Source organism: Micromonospora sp. C51, from assembly GCF_018070435.1.
Taxonomy (GTDB): domain Bacteria; phylum Actinomycetota; class Actinomycetes; order Mycobacteriales; family Micromonosporaceae; genus Micromonospora; species Micromonospora sediminimaris.
This window is the reverse complement of the sequence record NZ_JAGPXQ010000025.1, coordinates 24,254-43,523: the sequence shown is the minus strand read 5'-3', so window position 1 is coordinate 43,523 and position 19,270 is coordinate 24,254. Positions and strand designations below refer to the sequence as shown.

At 71.7% G+C, this 19,270-nt stretch carries 19 protein-coding genes; 15 read left to right on the top strand and 4 right to left on the bottom strand.

Annotation, left to right across the window (positions count from 1 at the left end):
* Positions 1 to 139: 139 nt before the first annotated feature.
* The 4 genes from KBX50_RS22205 to KBX50_RS22190 form a co-directional block, all read right to left on the bottom strand.
* Positions 140 to 934, bottom strand: coding sequence for an SCO2525 family SAM-dependent methyltransferase (locus tag KBX50_RS22205; RefSeq protein ID WP_210939433.1), 795 nt, complete (start codon positions 932 to 934; stop codon positions 140 to 142).
* 235 nt (positions 935 to 1,169) lie between these two features.
* Positions 1,170 to 1,847 (bottom strand): hypothetical protein, encoded by a 678-nt coding sequence (locus KBX50_RS22200; RefSeq protein ID WP_210939425.1) that lies wholly within the window; start codon positions 1,845 to 1,847, stop codon positions 1,170 to 1,172.
* Between the two features lie 116 nt (positions 1,848 to 1,963).
* On the bottom strand, positions 1,964 to 4,327 hold the full coding sequence (locus tag KBX50_RS22195) for a tetratricopeptide repeat protein (protein ID WP_247674225.1): 2,364 nt from the start codon (positions 4,325 to 4,327) through the stop codon (positions 1,964 to 1,966).
* Positions 4,328 to 4,515: 188 nt separating this feature from the next.
* A complete protein-coding gene (locus KBX50_RS22190) occupies positions 4,516 to 5,136 on the bottom strand; it encodes an L-threonylcarbamoyladenylate synthase (protein WP_210939421.1) in 621 nt (206 codons plus the stop codon).
* 85 nt (positions 5,137 to 5,221) lie between these two features.
* On the opposite strand from KBX50_RS22190, the gene KBX50_RS22185 reads away from it, so the two are divergent.
* From KBX50_RS22185 to KBX50_RS22115, 15 genes are all read left to right on the top strand, one after another.
* Positions 5,222 to 5,620, top strand: coding sequence for a hypothetical protein (locus tag KBX50_RS22185; protein WP_210939419.1), 399 nt, complete (start codon positions 5,222 to 5,224; stop codon positions 5,618 to 5,620).
* A gap of 156 nt (positions 5,621 to 5,776) precedes the next feature.
* On the top strand, positions 5,777 to 6,877 hold the full coding sequence (locus KBX50_RS22180; protein WP_210939417.1) for a ThiF family adenylyltransferase: 1,101 nt from the start codon (positions 5,777 to 5,779) through the stop codon (positions 6,875 to 6,877).
* 68 nt (positions 6,878 to 6,945) lie between these two features.
* Positions 6,946 to 8,181, top strand: coding sequence for a hypothetical protein (locus tag KBX50_RS22175; RefSeq protein WP_210939414.1), 1,236 nt, complete (start codon positions 6,946 to 6,948; stop codon positions 8,179 to 8,181).
* 216 nt (positions 8,182 to 8,397) lie between these two features.
* Complete coding sequence (locus KBX50_RS22170) at positions 8,398 to 8,985, top strand: DUF6879 family protein (RefSeq protein WP_210939412.1); 588 nt, start codon at positions 8,398 to 8,400, stop codon at positions 8,983 to 8,985.
* Positions 8,986 to 9,044: 59 nt separating this feature from the next.
* Positions 9,045 to 9,731 carry a helix-turn-helix domain-containing protein gene (locus KBX50_RS22165; protein WP_210939410.1) on the top strand — a complete coding sequence of 229 codons (687 nt, stop codon included), beginning with the start codon at positions 9,045 to 9,047 and terminating at the stop codon, positions 9,729 to 9,731.
* Entirely contained in the window at positions 9,728 to 10,387 is a 660-nt protein-coding gene (locus KBX50_RS32930) for an arsenate reductase ArsC (RefSeq protein ID WP_210939408.1), read from the top strand. Before KBX50_RS22165 ends, KBX50_RS32930 begins: the two co-directional genes overlap by 4 nt.
* A gap of 22 nt (positions 10,388 to 10,409) precedes the next feature.
* Complete coding sequence (locus tag KBX50_RS22155; RefSeq protein ID WP_210939406.1) at positions 10,410 to 11,153, top strand: MIP/aquaporin family protein; 744 nt, start codon at positions 10,410 to 10,412, stop codon at positions 11,151 to 11,153.
* A 55-nt stretch (positions 11,154 to 11,208) separates the two neighbouring features.
* Positions 11,209 to 11,616 carry an arsenate reductase ArsC gene (locus KBX50_RS22150; protein WP_210939404.1) on the top strand — a complete coding sequence of 136 codons (408 nt, stop codon included), beginning with the start codon at positions 11,209 to 11,211 and terminating at the stop codon, positions 11,614 to 11,616.
* Positions 11,617 to 11,746: 130 nt separating this feature from the next.
* Complete coding sequence (locus tag KBX50_RS22145; protein WP_210939402.1) at positions 11,747 to 12,133, top strand: DUF1330 domain-containing protein; 387 nt, start codon at positions 11,747 to 11,749, stop codon at positions 12,131 to 12,133.
* A 99-nt stretch (positions 12,134 to 12,232) separates the two neighbouring features.
* On the top strand, positions 12,233 to 12,808 hold the full coding sequence (locus KBX50_RS22140; protein WP_210939399.1) for a GNAT family N-acetyltransferase: 576 nt from the start codon (positions 12,233 to 12,235) through the stop codon (positions 12,806 to 12,808).
* A 107-nt stretch (positions 12,809 to 12,915) separates the two neighbouring features.
* Positions 12,916 to 13,629: a siderophore-interacting protein gene (locus KBX50_RS22135; RefSeq protein WP_210939397.1), complete on the top strand. Its 714-nt coding sequence runs from the start codon at positions 12,916 to 12,918 to the stop codon at positions 13,627 to 13,629.
* A 25-nt stretch (positions 13,630 to 13,654) separates the two neighbouring features.
* Positions 13,655 to 14,824 carry an acetyl-CoA carboxylase biotin carboxylase subunit family protein gene (locus tag KBX50_RS22130; protein WP_247674211.1) on the top strand — a complete coding sequence of 390 codons (1,170 nt, stop codon included), beginning with the start codon at positions 13,655 to 13,657 and terminating at the stop codon, positions 14,822 to 14,824.
* A complete protein-coding gene (locus KBX50_RS22125; RefSeq protein ID WP_210939395.1) occupies positions 14,821 to 16,443 on the top strand; it encodes an IucA/IucC family protein in 1,623 nt (540 codons plus the stop codon). The genes KBX50_RS22130 and KBX50_RS22125 overlap by 4 nt, the downstream gene beginning before the upstream one ends.
* On the top strand, positions 16,440 to 18,107 hold the full coding sequence (locus KBX50_RS22120) for an IucA/IucC family siderophore biosynthesis protein (protein ID WP_210939393.1): 1,668 nt from the start codon (positions 16,440 to 16,442) through the stop codon (positions 18,105 to 18,107). Before KBX50_RS22125 ends, KBX50_RS22120 begins: the two co-directional genes overlap by 4 nt.
* Positions 18,104 to 19,231 (top strand): alanine racemase, encoded by a 1,128-nt coding sequence (locus KBX50_RS22115; RefSeq protein ID WP_210939391.1) that lies wholly within the window; start codon positions 18,104 to 18,106, stop codon positions 19,229 to 19,231. The genes KBX50_RS22120 and KBX50_RS22115 overlap by 4 nt, the downstream gene beginning before the upstream one ends.
* Positions 19,232 to 19,270: the final 39 nt, after the last annotated feature.

The window sequence follows — 19,270 nt, the reverse complement described above, 5'->3', positions numbered from 1 at the left end:
CAATGATCCACGATGACGTGCACCCATCATCGTATCCCTGCCGGAGCGTGACCTGAACGGCCGTGCGTACCGATCTCCCGGGGAATTCAGCCGGCCCAAGTGTCCAGGTGAGAGGGATGCGGGGCGACGATATGCGAGGTCAGCCGCGGCTACGTCCGGTGACCAGCAACATGCCCAGATACCCGTCGCGCAACGACGGCGTGGGGCGCACCTCGTGCATGTCCACGTCGTACGCACCGGCCGCGATGCTCGCCACCACCTCCGCCCGGTGCAGTTGCACTGCCGGGAACCAGTGCTTCCCGACGCGGTAGCCGTTCGAGCCCAGCATGAATGCCGCGGCGAACGGCGAACCGGGACGCAGCGCCCCCAGGAACCGACCGATCGCGCGCTCCGCCTCGGCCCGGTCAGCCGAGATCGAGCAGGCCACAAAGAACATGGTGCCCGCGCTCCAGACCCGCCTGGGCAGGTCGAAGACGCTCAACTGCGACACCCGACCCACCCGGGCAAGGTGGCCACGGGGGTCGGCCAGCGCCGCGTACGCCGCGTGTTCCGCACACACCTGCCAGTACGCGTCCCAGCACTCGTCATAGCCGCTGATCTGATCACGCAACCAACGCACATTCGCGGTGGAATATTCGCAGAGTTCGACGCTGCGGGCGAATGGCAGAAGCGACAGTGTCGGGTAGAGGTTTGCGCCTGAGCCGACGTCGACACAGTGTGCGCCGGCAATCTTCGCGCCCGCGAAAAAGTCTCTTATCCGACAGAGGATTTCACGATCATCATCGCGCAGGACCGAGTAGTTGTGCTGGACGTAGGCGCCCGGGTCGAACCCGTCCCACTCGACCTCGGAATTGACCGTTCGCGGGGACTCAACTCGTGGCGGCGAGGTCGACGGCCCACTACAACCTGCACCAGCCGCCGGAATCAATGCCATGGAGGTGCCTCCATTGAAGTCGGCAGATCACTGTGGTCGTTGCCCCGACGCACGCAGCCCGTTGCCCATTATGCATCGGATGCGATACCGATTCGCAAGTGTCGACGTTGACGCGACTCGATCACCGGGCGGGTATCGCCGCACCGCCGATGGTGATTGATCGCTGTCGACCACAGCGGTTCCGGCGGCCACGGTGGACCGCGATCAATAAACGGACTCAGCTGGATGAATGCGATCAGCCGCCGGCACCTTCGGCGGAGCCGTCCGGACCGAGCGCGCCCTCCACCTCGCCGACATCGAGGTGCACGTGCTGGTGACCCTGCCCGGCGTCGATGTTCACCTGGTCGAGCTGGGTCGCCGCGACCGACCAGGTGGTGACGGCGAGGGTCGCCTGCCGCGCGGCCAACTGCATCCGCTCCGCGCGCCCGGCGCTCGGACCGCCGAGTGCGAGAGCGACCGAGTCGACCGCGACGGCCGCCTGGTCGACGGCGCTACGCAGCCCGCCACGGGCGACGTTGGTGGCGGTCATGCCCGATGGCGGGTCGGCGAACTGGGCGACCAGCCGCCGCATGGTCTGCTGCCACTGGTCGACCTGGGCCCGCTCGGGCGTACGCCCAGCCTCGGCGTCCTGTCGGACGGCGCGGATGATCGGCGCGAGTTCCTCGCCCGTCCGGTGAGCCATCTCGGTGAGTTCGACGACCTGCTGCGCGTCCCGCTCGGCGTCGGCCTGGCGCATCTTCGCCACGCTCGCCTCCGTCGGGTCCGGCCTACCCACAGCGTGCCCGACCAGCCCGCCGGCCGGGGCCGCCACCAGGACCGCCGCCGCGGCGGTAGCGACGATCCACGTCCTCTTCCGGTGCTGCCGCGCGGGCGGAGCGACCAGGTAGGAGGGCCTTCCGGTTCGACGGGACATGACACCCCTCGCATCGACGGCTGTTGCCTGGGAGCGTAGCTGTCGCCCCAAGCGACGTCGATAGTTTCCAACCCACCGGCCGAACTTTCGCCTGGAGCATACGAAAGCCGCTCGGTCTACCCCTCGGCCGGCCTGCCCAGCCGGGCGAGCGCGCTACGGGCGCGAGCCTGTTCCTCGGGTCTGTCGATCTCGGTTGCCAGGGCCAGCGCCTGGACATGCCGCGCGACCGCCTCGTCACGTGCGCCCTGCCCGGTCAGCGCCCGCCCCAACCCGTTGAGCACGCACGCCTCGCCGTACCGTTCCCCGATGTCGCGAAAGAAGGCGAGGGCCGGTTCGTAACACTCGACGGCGTCCGCGAACCTGCCCAGCGCGACGTAGGCGTCACCGAGGTTGTTCAGCGCGGTCGCCTCGCCGCCGAGATGCCGCAGCTCACGGAAGATCGCCAGGGCCCGGCTGTTCTGGTCGACCGCGGTACCGGGACGGCCCAACCGTTCGTGGACGGCACCCAGGTTCGTCAAGGTGTTCGCCTCGCCGACCCGGTCGCCGATCTGGACGAAGCGGTCGAGCGCCAACTCGTGGTACCCACCGGCGCGCTCCCAGTACCCGGCCGCGCTGTGCACCACACCGAGGTTGCCCAGCACCCGGGCCTCCCCACGACCGTCACCGGCCGCGCGGAACAACGGCAGAGCGCGTTCCAGATGCCCGATACCCTCCGGATAGCGGCCCAACTGCCAACACACCACACCCAGATTCGTCAGCGCGGTGGCCTCGGCGACAGTGTCCCCGAGCAGCCGCGCCGCGTGCTCGGCCTCGGTGTGCACGGTGATCGCATCGGCCGGATAACCACCGTTGTCGAGATAGACGTACAGGGTGCCGGCGAGCCACACGGCGTGCTGCGGCCAGCCGTTGCGGGCCGCGTGCACGCACACCGCCACGAGGGTGGCACGCTCCACGTCCAGCCAGCGCAACGCGGTCCTGGGTTTGTCGAGCACCGGGACGGCCGGAGGCGGCTGGGGCAGTGGCGGTCGACGGTGACGCTCGGCCGGATACAGCGCTTCCATAGCCGCCGCCGCGCTGTACAGGTAGTGGTCGAGCAGACGGGTCAGGGCTGCCCGACGATCCGCCGGCCGGTCCTCCTCCCGGCCGCGCTCCCCCGCGTAGGCGCGAACCAGGTCGTGCAACGCGTACCGCCCGACGACGGGCTGCTGGACCAGATATTCGGCGGCGAGATGACGCAGGTCGGCCGCGGCGGTGGCCGGGTCGGTGTCCAGCAGGGCCGCGGCACCGTGCTCGTCCAGATCCGCGCCGGGCTGCGCGGCCATTCGCCGCAGCAGCGTCTGCCGCCGGTCCGGCAGGTGCTGGTACGACAGGTGCAGCGCCAACTCCACCCCGCTGTCGAGCCGGCGGTGTCGGTAACGCTCGTCCAGCCGGTCGGCGTGGTCGGTGACCGTCCACCCGGGCCGCGAGGCCATCTGACCGACGACCACACTCAGCGCCAACGGCAGGTACCCACAACGCAAGGCGACGCGCTGATGCGCCGACGGATCGCTGCCCACCGCCACGCCAGGGTTCGACCGGACCAGCAGCCGCTCCGCCTCCTCCGGCGTGAACAGGTCGAGGTCGAGATGCACCGCCTCGTCCAGGTCGGCGAGCCGGCGCCGGGAGGTGATCAGTGTCAGGGTTCCGGCCGAGCGCGCCAGGAGCGGACCAATCTGCTCCGCCCCGGCCGCGTTGTCGAGCACGACCAGCACCCGCCGACCCGTGAGCCGCTCGGCGAACGCCGCCGCGCGTTCCGCCAGGCCGAACGGGATCTCGTGGCCGGACATGCCCAGCAGGCGCAGGAAACCGTCCAGCACCGCGCCCGGTTCGGCCGGTGGCTGCCCCGGATCCGGGTGGTAGCCCCGCAGGTCGACGAAGAGCGTCGTGTCGAAGTGCCCCTCGTCGATCAGCAACTGGCCGGCGCGTACCGCGAGGTGGGTCTTGCCGACCCCGGCCATGCCGGCGAGCACGCAGACCTCCGCGCCGCGCCCAGCCGGGCCGGGTTCGGCGGTCAGCACGGCCAGCTCCCGGAGCCGAGTCAGCTCCGCCTGACGCCCCGTGAAGGCTCCCGCGTCGTCGGGCAGCCGGTCGAGCACCCGCACCTGGGCGGCCGCGTTCGTCTCGGCGAGGCTGACCCGCAGTGCCTGTCGCCAGTGCGCGAGGTAACCCGTCTCGTCGTGCAGCGCCTGTACGACGGCGAGCATCAGATCGGCGTTGATCCGCCGCCGCCCGGTCTTGAAGCAGTCCACCACGGTGCCTCGGCGAGCCAGCTCGTCGACGGGACGACCGCCGGCCCGCCACCGCTCGTTGACCCGCCGGGTGATCGTCTCGTACGAGGGATCACCGGCCCAGAGCTTGAGCGCCCGTAGACAACCGATCAGTTCGTCGAGGCTGTGGGCCGTGCCCGGGTCGGGTGGCCCGTTGGACACGGCAGCCTTCATGACACCCACGAGTTGCGACGATAACAATCGATCCCATGCCACCCCGTACGGATTCGTTTGGACTTCGCCGACGGACGAGACAGACGTGGTGGGATCAGGCGGGGTGACGGCCGCCACGGGGTACGGGGGCGTGGCGGCCGGCAAATCGTCAGGCCACCACCGACGCAGCCCGGCGACCTGCCGGAACGTCAGGCGAAACGGGCCGGGTCGCCGGCGCCCACCCGGACGATCTCGGGCTCACCGTCGGAGAAGTCCACCACCGTCGTCGGTTCGGTGCCGCAGTCACCCGCGTCGACCACCGCGTCGACGGCGTGGTCGAGGCGCTCCTTGATCTCCCAGCCCTGGGTCATCGGTTCCTCGTCGTCGGGCAGCAGCAGGGTGCTGGACAGCAACGGCTCGCCGAGCGCGTCCAGCAGCGCGCGGGTGACCGGATGCGCGGGAATGCGTACTCCGACGGTCTTCTTGCGGGGGTGCCACAGCCGCCGGGGCACCTCCTTCGTGGCGGGCAGGATGAAGGTGTAGCTGCCGGGGGTGGCCGCCTTCACCGCCCGGAACACCGCATTGTCCAACTGCACGAACTGCCCGAGCTGAGCGAAGTCGCGGCACACCAACGTGAAGTGGTGGCCGCTGTCGAGGTGGCGGATCTCCCGGATCCGGTCCATGCCGTCCTTGTTGCCCAACTGGCAGCCCAGGGCGAAGCAGGAATCCGTAGGGTAGGCGATCAACCCGTCCCCGCGAACGATCTCGACCACCTGACCGATGGTGCGCGGTTGCGGGTTGTCCGGGTGCACGTCGAAGTACCTCGCCATGGGCGAAGCTTAGGCCGCCGGCGTCCGCTGTCGCGTTGCCGACAGTGGCACGCCCCCTCAGGCGTCGACGCCCATCGTTGTCTCTATGGTCGTACGCGCACCCGGCGACGGCTACGGGGGCATGCTCCGGCCCCCCACGACGCCGACCCCGGTCCGGGTCACCGTGCTCGCGTTCGCACTGCTGTCACTGCTGTTCGCGCTCGCGACGGTGCACCGGTCGCTGGCCGCGGAGGGCTCCCTCGGCGCCGTCGCCTTCTTCGCCGTGATGGCCACCGCGTGCGCCCTGGTCGCGGTCAGCCTGGCGGCCCGCCGCCGCTGGGCGCCGTACCCCGCGTACGCCCTGGCGGGTCTGCTGGCCGCCGCCTCGCTGGGACTCTTCGGCGCGATCACGATCGTCGGCCTGGGCCTGTTCGCCTGGGTGGCGGTGGCCCTGAACACCCGGTCCTCGCGGGACTGGTTCGGCCGGCGCGGTCGGCTGCGCTGACCGTCCGGTCCCGGGTGCGCCACCGCGACCGCAGTGGCCGGTCCACCGGTCGACGGAAGCGGGCGGACGGTCCTAAACGGATTGACAGGCGTGCCGGCCCTCGACAGGCTGGGCGGGCAGGACGTTGTCAGCCGACGTGGCACACGGGGAGAGGCCATGAGGCGTCCACGCGTCAAACCTGAGCACGCGCCCTACCGGATCGCCGAAGGCCGGATCCGGATCGGCGGCCCGACGTACGGCATCGCCGCCGAGGTGGCGGATCCCAGCGGTGTCATCTGGTGCCTGCTGGAGAGCATGGACGGCAGCCGCAGCGTGGCGGAGATCGTGCGCCGCGTGCGGACGACGCATCCCGACCATCCGAGCACCGACATTCGCGCCGCCCTGCAACTCTTCGTCGACTCGGGGTACGTCGAGGAGGCCGACGCACCCGATCCGCCCGAGCTCACCGCGCGCGATCGGCAGCGTTTCGACCGCAGTCGGGCGTACTTCCGCTGGATGGATCTGGTCCCCCGGGACAGCACCTGGGAGCCGCAGGTCGCCCTGAGCCGCGCGGCCGTCACCGTGATCGGGCTCGGTGGCACCGGCGGGATCGCGGCCATGGCGCTGGCGGCCAGCGGTGTCGGCCGGCTCCGCTGCGTCGACCCGGACGTGGTCGAACTGTCGAACCTGAACCGCCAGCTGCTCTACGTCGAGCAGGACATCGGTCGGGCGAAGGTCGATGCGGCGGTGGACCGGCTTCGGCAGCTGAACTCGACGGTCGAGGTCAGCGGGCTCCGGCAGCGGGTCACCGGCACCGAGCAGGTGGCGGCCCTCGCCACGGAATGCGACGTCCTGGTGCTGGCCGCCGACCGGCCACCGGCGCTGCGGCGATGGACCAACCGCGCCTGCCTGGCCACCGGCACCCCCTGGGTGGACGCCGGCTACCACGGCCCGCTGGTGCAGGTCGGACGGTACGTACCGGGCACCGGACCGTGCTGGGAGTGCGTCCGGTGGGCCGACGCCGAGCAGCACCGCGCGATCGGCGTCCGACCCGCCGACGCGGTACGGCGCAACGCGGCGGTCGCGAACGCGGTTGCCGCGCCAACGGCGGGAATCTCGGGTCACCTGGCGGCACACCACGCCATGGCGTTGATCACTGGCGTACCGGCGCTGCCGGCCGGGCGGGTCGACGCGGTCAACCTCCTGGCCCCCGACGCGACCTTCGTCCGCGACGATCCACGCCGACCGGACTGCGCCGCCTGCGGGACGCCGGCATGACCGGCCCCGGGGTGAGCGGACGCGCCACGCCCGGGGCAGACACGTCCGCGCCGCAGGTGTCCGACACGATGCCGATCGCCGACCGCAGTCGGGTCCGGCTGCACCGGCTCCACCTGCGTCCGGAGGGCAGCTCCTGGATCGTCGGCCGGGTCGACACCGGGTCGTTCGTCCGACTTCCGCAGATCGGGCACCGGGCCATCACACTGCTCCCGCACACCACCGTCGGCGAGGTGCGAACCACGCTACGGGAGGAGAACGGCGCCGACGTTGACGTCGCCGAATTCGTCTCCGACCTGGTGGACCTCGGTTTCGTCGCGGAGATCGACGGTCGGGCGCTGCCGACGACGCCGGTACCCAGACCGATGCTGCCGTGGCTGCGCCCACGGCACGTCCGCTGGCTGCTGCATCCGGTGGTCCCGCTGATCGCGGGCGCCGTGGTGCTCGCCGCCGCGGTGGCGATCGGACGCGACCCCGTGCTGGCGCCACGCCACCAGGACCTGCTCTGGAGCGACAGCGGCGGGCTGATCCTGCTCGGCAATTTCGGGATCGTCTGGACGCTTATCGGTCTGCACGAGCTGGCGCACCTGGTCACCGCCCGTGCGGCCGGAGCGCCCGGTCGGATCAGCTTCGGTACCCGTTTGCAGTTCCTGGTCGCGCAGACCGATGTCAGCGGCGTGTGGGCGGCACCCCGCCGTGACCGCCTGGCCGTCTACCTCGCCGGTATCGCGACGAACCTGGTGATCTACGCCGGAACGGTGCTGGTGCGGGCCACTGGTGTCGCGGGTCCGGCCGATGGCCTGCTCGCCGCGGTGGGCCTGCTCTCGCTCGGTCTCGTCCCGGTGCAGTTCCTGGTGTTCATGCGCACCGACATCTACTTCGTGCTCCAGGACGTGACCGGCTGCGCCAACCTGTACGCCGACGGCTCGGCCTATCTGCGACACCTGGCGGGATGGCCGGTGCGCCGGTTCCGGCGGGCAGCCGACCCGGGCGGGGACCCGAGCCGGCGACTCACGGCCCGGGAGCGCCTGGCCGTGCGGGCGTACGCCGTCGTGCTGGTCGGTGGGACGGTCGCCTGCCTGGCGGTGGCGGCTCTGGTCACTCTCCCGGTGGCGGTCACCGTACTGACCTCGGCCATCGGCACCATGCTGGCCGGCGGCTCGGCCGGCGAGCTGTTCGACGCGGCCGCGGTAGCTGCCATCAGCGTCGTCTTTGTCGTCCTGTGGACCCGTGCCTGGTGGCATCGCCACGGGCACCGGGTCCGACGGGGGATCAGCCGCCATCGGCGGCAAACCGGAAGGAGGTGAACCGCATGAAGAAGACGGACGGCCGCAAGGCCGACAAGCCGCAGGCCGGCAAGCTCGACAAGATCGAAATCCGCAAGCTCGACAAGATCGAGACGACCGCGCTGAGCAGCAACCCGTCCGGCTGATGCCGACGGACCGCCGGCTCGACGCGATCTCGGTCGCGCCGAGCCGGCGGCACCCGGGAAGGTGACGCTATCGAGACAGAGAGGTGAGGCTGTGCGGGATCTGCTCGATCGGGCAGCCGGGAGGCGGCTGGCACGGGAGGAGTACCTGACGGACTTCTGGGAGCGGTTCTGGGCCGTCGACGGCGCGCACATCTGGAAGCTGGAACGACGGCAGCACTTCCAGGAGCCGGGCTACGGGGTGTGGGAGGCGTTCGCCCGGGGCGACTGGCCGGAGTCGATGCGGCTGCTCCAGGTGGACCGGCAGCAGATAGCCGCCGAGCACCGGCGGATGGCCCGGCACGCGATCAGGCTGCACTGGGTTCGGGTGGTGGAGCCACCGCTGAGCGAGTACGTGCGGTGGAACCTGCACGTGCTGCGGATCAGGTCGGAGTGCGGCACCGATGTCCGGATCGTCGGGCCACCACAGGTCGCACCACTGGAAGGCAGCGAGCCGCTGCCGGAACTCGTCGCGGTGGCCGACGAGACGCTCTACGAGGTGCGCTACGACGTCCACGGCGTACTCGTCGGCGCGAACCGCTACGCCGACGCGGACCTGGTCCGGGCGTGCCGGCAGGTGGTCACCGACCTGCATCGGTCGGGCGAGCCGCTGGCCGACTACTTTCCCCGCGAGTTGGGCTGATCGACGGGTCGACGGCAGACGCCTTGACGGGCGATGGTTAGTCAGTAATAGTTGAGTCTATGGAGGTTGAGCTTTCTTCGTTGGCGGCGCGAGCCCGTACCCACGCGGCACTCGGCGACCCGGCGCGCCTGGCGATCGTGGACGCGCTCACCCTCGGTGACGCCTCGCCCGGCGAGATCGCCGACCGGCTCGCCATGCCGACCAACCTGGTCGCCCATCACGTCAAGGTCCTCACCCAGGCCGACCTGGTGGTGAAGGTCCGTTCCGAGGGCGACCGGCGGCGCACCTACCTCCAGTTACGCCCCGAAGCGCTCGCCGCCCTCGCCACCCCCCGGCTGACCGGGGTCGGCCGGGTGGTCTTCGTCTGCACCCACAACTCGGCCCGCTCGCAGCTGGCCGCCGCGCTGTGGCGACACCGCACCCGTGGTGCCGCCGCCTCGGCCGGCACCCAACCGGCGGCCCGGGTCCACCCCCGCGCGGTCGCCGTGGCCCACCGCCACCAGCTCGACCTCGACCCCACCGGCACCGCCCACGTCGCCGACGTCGTGCGCAGCGACGACCTCGTCATCGCCGTCTGCGACAACGCCCACGAGGGACTGACCGACCAGCTACGCCCCCGGCTGCACTGGTCGGTGCCCGACCCGGTCCGAGTCGACACCGACGAGGCGTTCGAGTCCGCCTACGCCGACCTCGCCGACCGGGTCGCCCGGCTCGCTCCCGCCGTCCTACCCGGAGACCCACGATGACCCACCTCACCCGCAGTCCCCGCCCAGACCTCTCGGTCGATCAACGTCTGGCCCTGCGTACGGCTGCAACCCGCCTCGCCGACGAGTTCCACGGCACGTACGGCGCCGAGACGATCGAACGTTTCCTGCACAGCAGCTACGACCAGTTCGCCGTCGACGGTCGGATCCCCCACTACCTGCCCCTGCTCGCCGAACGCTTCGCCCGCCAGCGGCTACAGGCACTGGCCCGCGTCGAAGGCCATCACCGTGACGGCCGGCCCGTCGTCCTGTTCCTGTGCACCCACAACGCCGGCCGCTCGCAGATGGCCCTCGGGTTCCTCACCCACCTGGCCGGCGATCGGGCCGTGGCCTGGTCCGGTGGCAGCGAACCGGGCACCGAGATCAATCCCGCCGCCGTGGCGGCCATGGCCGAACGCGGTATCGACATCTCCGACGAGTTCCCCAAGCCCTGGACCGACGAGGTGGTCCGCGCCGCCGATGTGGTGGTCACCATGGGCTGCGGTGACGCCTGCCCGGTCTTTCCCGGTACCCGCTACGAGAACTGGGACCTTGCCGACCCTGCCGGCCTCGACGTCGACGACGTCCGGCCGATCCGCGACGAGATCGAACGACGGGTACGGCGGCTCCTCGACGAGTTGAACGTTCCCACCCGATAGCCATCGAGGAGAAGCACAACCGATGACCATCGCGCTCCCGCGGCGCCTGCTGGCCGAGTTCACCGGCACCGCCCTGCTGGTCACCGCCGTGGTCGGCTCCGGCATCATGGCCACCGACCTGTCCCCGGACGACGTCGGCCTGCAACTGCTGCAGAACTCGATCGCCACGGCCTTCGCCCTCGGCGTACTGATCCTGATGTTCGGGCCGGTCTCCGGCGCTCATTTCAACCCGGTCGTCTCCGCCGCCGACTGGCTGCTCGGCCGCCGCTCGGGCACCGGGCTCTCCCCCCGGGAGCTCGCCGGCTACGCCGCGGCACAGGTGACCGGGGCCATCGCCGGGTCGGTGCTGGCCAACCTGATGTTCGACCTGGGCGCGGTCAGCTTCTCCGGCCGGGACCGCAGCGGTGGCAACCTGTGGCTCGGTGAGGTCGTCGCCACCGCCGGCCTGGTCCTGCTGATCTTCGCGCTGGCCCGGTCCGGCCGCGCCACCGTGGCGCCGGCCGCTGTGGGCGCCTACATCGGAGCCGCCTACTGGTTCACCTCGTCCACGTCGTTCGCCAACCCCGCCGTCACGGTCGGCCGGGCGTTCACCGACACCTTCGCCGGTATCGCTCCCGGCTCCGTGCTGGGCTTCGTGGTGGCACAGGTCGTCGGTCTCGCCGTCGGTGTCGGCCTACTGGCGGCCCTCTACCCGGACGCCGGGGCCGCCGCCGACCAGGTGGTCGTGCCGGCCGACGACCAGGCGACCGCGAGCCGACACCCATGACCTCCACGCACCGCCGACCGCCAGCCACGACCCCCGCACCGCAGAAAGGCACCCCGTGACCGACAAGCCCAGCGTCCTGTTCGTCTGCGTACACAACGCCGGCCGTTCCCAGATGGCGGCCGGCTGGCTGCGCCACCTCGCCGGCGACACCGTCGAGGTCCGCTCCGCCGGCTCGGCGCCCGCCGAGGCGATCAACCCGGCAGCCGTCGCTGCCATGCGCGAGGTGGGCATCGACATCACCGACCAGACCCCCAAGCTCCTTGAGTACGCGACTGCGGAGTCCTCCGACGTCATCGTCACCATGGGTTGCGGCGACGCCTGCCCCGTGTTTCCCGGCAAGCGGTACGAGGATTGGAAGCTCGACGACCCGGCCGGGCAGGGCGTGGCGGCGGTGCGCCCGATCCGTGACGAGATCCGTACCCGGGTCGAGAGGCTGCTGGCCGACCTGGGGAAGGCCGGCTGAGGCCTGCCGCGCGACCGGGCGGGCGCAGTCAGAAGCGTGCACCGTGAGTGCAAAATCCCACTGCCGTTTGGTTGACGAGCCTGACCTCGATGCCGGAATACTGCTTCCAGTCCCGAGATCGGAGGCAACGATGACGGTGGACCCACACGGCGACCTTCCCACCGGATTTCTCGCCGACGGACCTGACGAACCGGTGGTCATGCTCAATCTGCTGCGGTTCGCCGACGGTGGCCGCGCGCGGTACCAGCAGTACGCGAAGGCTTTCGCCACGACCGTCGCGCCGCACTACGGAGTCGAGGTCGTCTACGCCGGCGACGGTGACGACGCCCTCATCGCCGCGGCGGGTCAGCAGTGGGACGCGGTCCTGCTGGTGCGCTATCCAACCCGCCGGGCCTTCAGTCAGATGATCGCCGATCCCGCGTACCAGCGGATCGCCCACCTGCGGCGGGAGGCGCTGAGCGACGCCGTGCTGCAACCCACCCGCCCCTGGGGACGGACGCCACGAGACGACTCCTGACAGCCGTGACCGGCGCGCGCACCGCGCCACAACACGGAGACTTGCCCGAACGCCGACGGGCTGGTTAGGTATGCCTAACCAAAGTTCGGGAGGGTTCACATGTCGTCGCCCGCTGTGGCCGAGGCGATCGACGGTCTGGACAGTACCGTCGTCACCACCGACCAGGTCGACATCCCGGCGCTGGCCGACGTCTACCGCCGGGTGCACGCCGCCGACCTGCACCTGGTCGACCACACCGAACCGACGGTGGAGGAACGCCTGGCGCAGACCGCCGAGGCACCCGGTTTCGAGGCGGCGCTCGGGTACGTCGACGGCCGGCTCGTGGGAACGGTCATGGGTTGCCCGCTACCACCGGAGACCCTCTGGTGGCGCGACCTGACCACCGCCAAGCATCCCGACCTCGCGATCGAGTGGCCGGGCCGTACCTTCGCGGTCTGCGAGGCGTTCGTGCTGCCCGAGTACCGCCGCCACCGGCTCGGATTCCGGATGACTGTCGAGTTGCTGGCCCGACGGCGCGAGGAGCGGGTGTCACTCGCCGTCGCCGAGACCAACACCCGGGTGTGGCACGCGCTGCAACGAACCGGGTTCGACCACGTCGGCGATCTCGTGCCGTTCCCCGGCTGGCGCTCGCACCGGATGTTGGTGCGGGCACTGCCCCTGGCCACCCGGCCCTGAGCCCGACGACCCACGCCCGTCGGCAGTCGCCCGGCCTCGACCAGGGACGTGCCATCGAGGGTCGGCAGGCTTCTCGCCACCCAACCGCATCCACAGTGGAGAACCGTGTGAAACGCAACTGGGAAGCCCTCGTACTCAAGGCGTTCGGGGGCCGGAACTTCCAGCTGACCGTCCTGGAGAACGAACCCGTCGGAGACCGCTACCAGCGGCTGCTCGTCGACGGGGGCGACCTGCTGCGTACCTGCGCTGTGCACCCCACCATGTGGATCCGGCTGTGGTTCGACAACGAGGGCCGACCCCACCAGCGGGCGTACACCCTTGTCGACCCGGACGCGGACAGCGGGCGCTTCCAGCTCGTGTTCGCCCTGCACGACGGCTGCGCGGCGCGCTGGGCCACGACAGCTCTGCCCGGAGACACCATCGAGGCGACCGTGCAGGGCAGTTCCTTCACGCTCCCCGTACCGGCGCCCGGCCGGCTCTACCTGGTCGGCGACGCGGCGTCCCTGCCGGCGGTCAACAGCCTGCTCGACGCCGCCGGGCCGGTGTCGGCGAGCATCTGGCTCGAGTACGCCCACGATGGCGAGCGGAACCTGACGCTGCGTGCCCGGCCACACGACGAGGTGGTGTGGGTGCCGCGCCGCGACGAGGGTCAACACCTGGTGGACACCGTCACCACCGCCCTGACCGCCGCCCAGGAGGACGGACTGTACTGGGTGGCCTGCGAGGCGGCCAGCACCCGCAGCATCGTCAAACACCTGCGGCGAGGGCTGGGCGTCGGCAAGGAGCAGGTGGCGGCGCTGGCCTACTGGCGCGCCCGGTGACGGCTCATCACCGAGCCGGCTTCTGATGCTGTACCTGACCGCCCTCAATCCGACCGACTCCGTGCTGGACGGCCTGCTACCGGCCGCCGACACGCTCGGCGTGCCGGTCACCGTGCTGACCGACCGGCCCGACGACTGGCCCGCGACGGTGCCGACGCGGGGCTGCCCGGTGCGGGACCCGCAGGCCGTCACCGAGGTGGTCCGGGACGGGCCAGCCGCGGTGGGACTCTTCTCCAACAGCGATCACCTACAGGCCGCGACGGCGCTCGCCGCCCGTCGTCTCGGCCTGCCCGGTAAGGATCCCGAGTCGGCGCGACGCTGCAAGGACAAAGCCGCCACCCGGCAGGCCGTCGCCGACGCCGGTCTCGACGTGGTCCACGCCCAGCGCCTCGCGCCGGGGCAACCGCCGGCATTCGACGTCTTCCCCGCTGTGGTCAAGCCGCGTGACGGCGTCGCCAGTGAGGACGCCTATCTGGTCACCGACGCGGAGGAGCTGGCCCGGCGGGTTACCGAGATCCGCCGTCGCCGACCGGACGTGGCACTGGTGGTGGAGGAGTACCTGCCGGGCGAGGTACGCACCCACGACACCCTCGGAGACGCCGGGACGCTGGCGGTGCTCGGTGGCTGGCGTACCACGCTCGGACCGCCGCCCACCTTCACCGAGCTGTGCCTGGAATGGGCACCGGCAGCCCCGGCGACGGCCGAGCGGCTGCGGGCTCAGCTGGACGCGCTCGGCGTACGGTTCGGCCCCTGCCACACCGAGTTCGTCGTGCACCAGGAGCGTCCTCGGCTCATCGAGGTCAACGACCGGTTGATCGGTGACCGGATGGATCTCGTCCTGGCCGACCTGCTCGACGTGCCGCTGTTCGAGTACGTCATCCGGCTGCACCTCGGCGAGTCCGTCGCCGACCTCGGTCTGCCCGACCCGGCCGCGATCGAGCAGACCGCCCGGGTGGAGTACGTCTGCGCCGAGCGCGGCGGCACCCTCGTCGCCGCCCCCGGGCCCATCGACGCGGTACGCGACGGGGTCCGACTCGGCTGCCGGCCGCTGCGGACGATCGGGACCACCGCCGAGCACACCGGCACCAACCGCGACTACCTGGCCGTCCTGCACGCCATCGGGTCGGATCCGGCCGTGGTACGCCGCGCGCTCGTCGAGTTCCGCGCCGGCCTTGACTGGGTGATCGACAGGTGACCGATCCGGTGGAGCAGCAGCTGTTCCGCCGGGTGCTGGACACCCTGCTGCGTGAGGACCATCTCGGCCTGAGCAGCGGCGGCGGCCCCGACGGCCCCGGCTGGTGGCAGGCACCGCACCGCGCCGGCCGATTACGTCTTCCTGTTCGTCCGGACGGCTTCCAACACGCCGTCCGCCTCGCCCGCGCCGAACTGTACGTGCACCCGCCCGGTCGGGCGCCACACCGGGTGGACACGCTGGCGGGTTTGTTGGAGTTGCTCGCGCCCTACGACGACGTCGAGGCCGAGCAGGGGTGGCGCGCCTTCACCGACGAATGCCGGCAGGACCTGCTCGCCCGCCGGCTGGCCGAGACCACCCGGCCCGACACGTACGCCCGGATCGCCGCCGCCCGGGTCGATCCGCCCGCCGGCTTCGGCGGCGCGCTCCTCGACGACGTGCTCGCCGCCCACGCCGGCCACGCCGTCTACCCCACCGACCGGTGCCGGCACGGCCTGGAGGATGCCGACCTGCTCCGGTACGCACCAGAGCACGCCCCCACGTTCGCCCTGCGTTGGCTGCCCGTACCGGCCCGGACGCTGCGGCTCAACGGGCGGCTGCCCGCCTGGTGGCCGACGCCGCGCCAGGACGGGGAGGTGCTGCTGCCGGTGCACCCGTTGACCGCCGACCGGTCGGCCCTGCCGGTGCTCGACGTACCGGAGATCACCGTGCGACCCACCCTGTCGATGCGTACCGTCGCCCTGGACAGCGATCCGACGACGCACCTGAAACTGCCGCTGCCGACCGCGAGTCTGGGTGCCCGCAACCGCCGTACCCTCGCGCCCGACGCGCTCTCCGACGGCGCGGCGGTGGCCACGCTGCTCGACCGCATCGCCGCCGAGCAGCCGCGCTTCGCCCAGCGGATCACGCACGCCGACGAGAGCGTCTTCGGTCACTGCGACGACGACGAGTTGCGGTCCTTTCTGTTGCGTCGACTACCCGCCGGACTGGAGCGGGTGACCGTGGTGCCGGTGGCCGCGCTCGCCGCGCCGGATCCCACCGCCGGCACGGTCGCCCAGCGGATCGGCGGCGCCGACCCGACCCGGCTCCTCGGGTCCTATCTGGATCTCCTGCTCGACTGGCACGTGTGCCTGTGGTTACGGTACGGAGTGGCGTTGGAAGCACATCCGCAGAACATCCATCTGGTCCTACCGTCCGACGGTCCGATCCGGCTGTTGTACAAGGACAACGACGGCGCCCGGCTGGACCCCCGGCACGCGGGCACGGTTCGGCTGCGCGATCAGCGGATGTGGATCCGCCATCCCGGGGAGCTGGCCGACATGTTCGTCACGATCACACTGCACCTGGCGGCGGCGGCGCCCCTGCTGGCCCTGGCGAATCAGGGCGTCGCCGTGCCCTCCCCGGCCGAGACCCTCGCGCCCCGGCTGCGCGCCGCCCGCGACCGGTGGGGCGACACACCCGCCGCCCGAGAGCTGGTCGACCGCGTCCTGACTGCCGACCGGTTGCCGGTCAAGGCGATGCTGACCGCCGGCACGCTGCTGCCCAAGCAGCGGATCGGCTGCACCGACGTGAACAAGTTCTACCACCGCACCGGACCAAACTACCTACGGAACGCCTTGTGACGCCGCAGACCGCCGAGGCCACCGCGCGGCCGGCGGAACGCGCCGCCGATCTGGCCACCGCGCACACCCTGCTCGCCTGCTACCTGCGGGAGGTGGCCGCGCCCGACGGTGCGGCCGAGACCGTGGGCGGGCAGCTCCGGATCCGGTTGCCGCACCTGGGGCTGACGCTCTCCTGCCGACTGGCCCGGGTCTCCCCCGTGCTGGCGCACCGCTACGTCGGCCCGGTCCGCTGCCGGCCGGCGGCGGCACCGGTCACCCGCCGCCACCCGGCGGTGCCGGATTCACCCGCCGCCGACACGCCGGACGTCGACGTGGCGGCTGCCGACGCGCCGGTCGACGGCGCGCAGCTCGCCCGGCTGCTCGCCGCCGAGCTGAGCGCCCGCACCGGGCTGACCAACGACGAGTTCGTCGAACAGGTGCTCGGTAGCCGGGACGCGTTGGCCACCCTGTTGCGGCAACGCCCGTCCAACGACCCCACCCCCACCGGCGACCCGGTGGTCGACGACTATGTCGACTCCGAACAATGCCTGGTACACGGCCACCCACATCACCCCAGCCCGAAGTGGCGCAGCGGTGATCCGGCGAGCTGGCGTCGCTACGCCCCGGAGCTGCGCAGCACCTTCCGGCTCGACTGGCTCGCCGTGCCCGCCGACCTGCTGGCGGGCGACGGGCCGGTGGACGAGCTGATCGCGCCGCTGGATCCGCCGGACGCGCCGCCCGGTCACCACCTGCTGCCGGTGCACCCGTGGCAGCTGAACCTGATGCCACCGAACGATCCGAGGTTGCGTCGGCTCGGCCCGGCCGGCGTACCGGTCCGACCCACCGCGAGCGTCCGTACGCTCTACGCCCCCTCGGTCGACCTGTTCCTCAAGACCAGCCTGCACGTACGCATCACCAACTGCCTGCGCAAGAACGCCCGCTACGAGTTGACCGGGGCGGTGGCGTTGACCCGGTTCCTGTCCGGCGTGCCGCTTCCCGCCCGGGTCGGGTTGCTGCGGGAGCCCGGCTACCGGACCGTCGACCTGCCGGGGGCGGACGAGGCGTACGGCACCATCCTGCGGACCGGGGTGCGCGAGCATCTGCGGCCGGGCGAACGGGTGGTGCTGGCGGCGGCGCTGGCCAGCGCGCCGCTGACCGTGGCGGACCCGTTCGACTGGTGGCGGGCCTACGTCGAGCTGCTGGTACCCACCGTGCTGCGACTGTGGCTCGGCCACGGCGTGGTCCACGAGGCACATCTGCAGAACGTGCTGGTGGTCCTGGATCCGGACGGCCGCCCTGCCCGCCTGATCCTGCGTGACCTCGAAGGACTGAAGCTGGATCTCGGCCGGTTGGCGGCCTGGCCCAGCCGGGTGCCCCGGCAGGCCGCCTACACCCCCGCCCAGGCGGCCCGACGCGTCGTCTACTGCCTCTTCGTCAACCATCTCGCCGGTCTCGCCGGTGCGCTCGCCGACGGCCACCCCGGCACCGAGCCCCGGCTGTGGCAGACGGTCCGGCGAGCCGTCGAGGCGGCGTACGCGCAGCTGGGTGAGCCGGCCGAGCTGACCCCGCTGCTGAACGGCGCTCCGCTCACCGCGAAGGCGAACCTGTTGGTCCGCTGGCACCGGGCCGCCGACCAGCAGGCACCCTACGTCGAGGTGCCCAACCCGCTCGGCGGCGCCGGGTGACCCGACCGACGTACGTCTACGATCTCGCCGCCCTGGCCACGCACGCGGCTGCCGTCCGGGCGGCCCTGCCGGAACGGGTCGAGCTGCTCTACGCGGTCAAGGCCAATCCCGACCCGGGGATGCTGCGTACTTTGGCCGCCACGGTCGACGGTTTCGAGGCGGCCAGCCGGGGCGAACTGCGGCACCTCGCGGGCGTGCTGCCCGGGCGGCGGGTGGCCGCCTTCGCCGGGCCGGGCAAGACCGACGCGGATCTCTCGGCGGCGCTGGCCGCCGACGTGCACCGGGTACACGTCGAGTCCGCCGCCGAACTGCACCGGCTGGCCGCCCTGGCGCGGGCCGCCGGGCGTACCGTCGATGTGCTGCTGCGGGTGAACCTGCCGGTCGCGACACCGGGCGCGGTCCTGGTGATGGGCGGACAGGCGAGCCCGTTCGGCATGGAACCGGCGGAGGCGGTCCGGCTCGCGGCCGACCCGCCGGACGGTGTCCGGGTCCGTGGCGTGCACGCCCACCTGGCCAGCGGGCTCGACGCGGCGACCGCCGCCGGGGTGGCGCGCGAGGTGACCGACTGGGCGGTGCGGCAGGTACGCGCCGAGGAGGTCAACGTCGGCGGCGGCATGGCCGTCGATTACCGCCGCCCGGAGCACCGCTTCGACTGGCCGAGCTACGGTCGGCTGCTCGGCGAGGTGTTGGAGGCATACCCGACGGTCCGGCTCCGGATCGAGCCCGGCCGCGCCGTGGCCGTCTACTGCGGCTCGTACCTGACCGAGGTGATCGACGTGAAGCGGTCCCAGGGACGATGGTTCGTGATCGTGGCCGGCGGCACCCACCACCTGCGGACTCCGGCGGCCAAGGGGCACTCCCAACCCTTCGTCGTGGTGTCCCGCGACGGTGCCGGGCCGCGTACCGACGGTGGCCCGGTGACCGTCGTCGGCCAGCTCTGCACGCCCAAGGACGTGCTGGCCCGCGACGCCGACAGCGGCCCGATGGCCGTCGGGGACCTCCTCGTGTTCGGGATGTCCGGCGCCTACGCGTGGAACATCAGCCACCGCGACTTCCTCATGCACGATCCGCCCGACTTCACCACCGGCGACCCGCTCGCCGTGGCCCGTGGATGGGCCCGCTAGCGGGTAGCGCTCCGGCGACGACGTCGCCGCTCTCGCGGC

What these genes read in the sequence shown, in the direction of transcription:
- KBX50_RS22205 (WP_210939433.1), bottom strand. Translation starts at nt 934, where the DNA reads ATGGCATTGATTCCGGCGGCTGGTGCAGGTTGTAGTGGGCCGTCGACC.
- KBX50_RS22200 (WP_210939425.1), bottom strand. Translation starts at nt 1,847, where the DNA reads ATGTCCCGTCGAACCGGAAGGCCCTCCTACCTGGTCGCTCCGCCCGCG.
- KBX50_RS22195 (WP_247674225.1), bottom strand. Translation starts at nt 4,327, where the DNA reads ATGAAGGCTGCCGTGTCCAACGGGCCACCCGACCCGGGCACGGCCCAC.
- KBX50_RS22190 (WP_210939421.1), bottom strand. Translation starts at nt 5,136, where the DNA reads ATGGCGAGGTACTTCGACGTGCACCCGGACAACCCGCAACCGCGCACC.
- KBX50_RS22185 (WP_210939419.1), top strand. Translation starts at nt 5,222, where the DNA reads ATGGTCGTACGCGCACCCGGCGACGGCTACGGGGGCATGCTCCGGCCC.
- KBX50_RS22180 (WP_210939417.1), top strand. Translation starts at nt 5,777, where the DNA reads ATGAGGCGTCCACGCGTCAAACCTGAGCACGCGCCCTACCGGATCGCC.
- KBX50_RS22175 (WP_210939414.1), top strand. Translation starts at nt 6,946, where the DNA reads ATGCCGATCGCCGACCGCAGTCGGGTCCGGCTGCACCGGCTCCACCTG.
- KBX50_RS22165 (WP_210939410.1), top strand. Translation starts at nt 9,045, where the DNA reads ATGGAGGTTGAGCTTTCTTCGTTGGCGGCGCGAGCCCGTACCCACGCG.
- KBX50_RS32930 (WP_210939408.1), top strand. Translation starts at nt 9,728, where the DNA reads ATGACCCACCTCACCCGCAGTCCCCGCCCAGACCTCTCGGTCGATCAA.
- KBX50_RS22155 (WP_210939406.1), top strand. Translation starts at nt 10,410, where the DNA reads ATGACCATCGCGCTCCCGCGGCGCCTGCTGGCCGAGTTCACCGGCACC.
- KBX50_RS22145 (WP_210939402.1), top strand. Translation starts at nt 11,747, where the DNA reads ATGACGGTGGACCCACACGGCGACCTTCCCACCGGATTTCTCGCCGAC.
- KBX50_RS22140 (WP_210939399.1), top strand. Translation starts at nt 12,233, where the DNA reads ATGTCGTCGCCCGCTGTGGCCGAGGCGATCGACGGTCTGGACAGTACC.
- KBX50_RS22130 (WP_247674211.1), top strand. Translation starts at nt 13,655, where the DNA reads ATGCTGTACCTGACCGCCCTCAATCCGACCGACTCCGTGCTGGACGGC.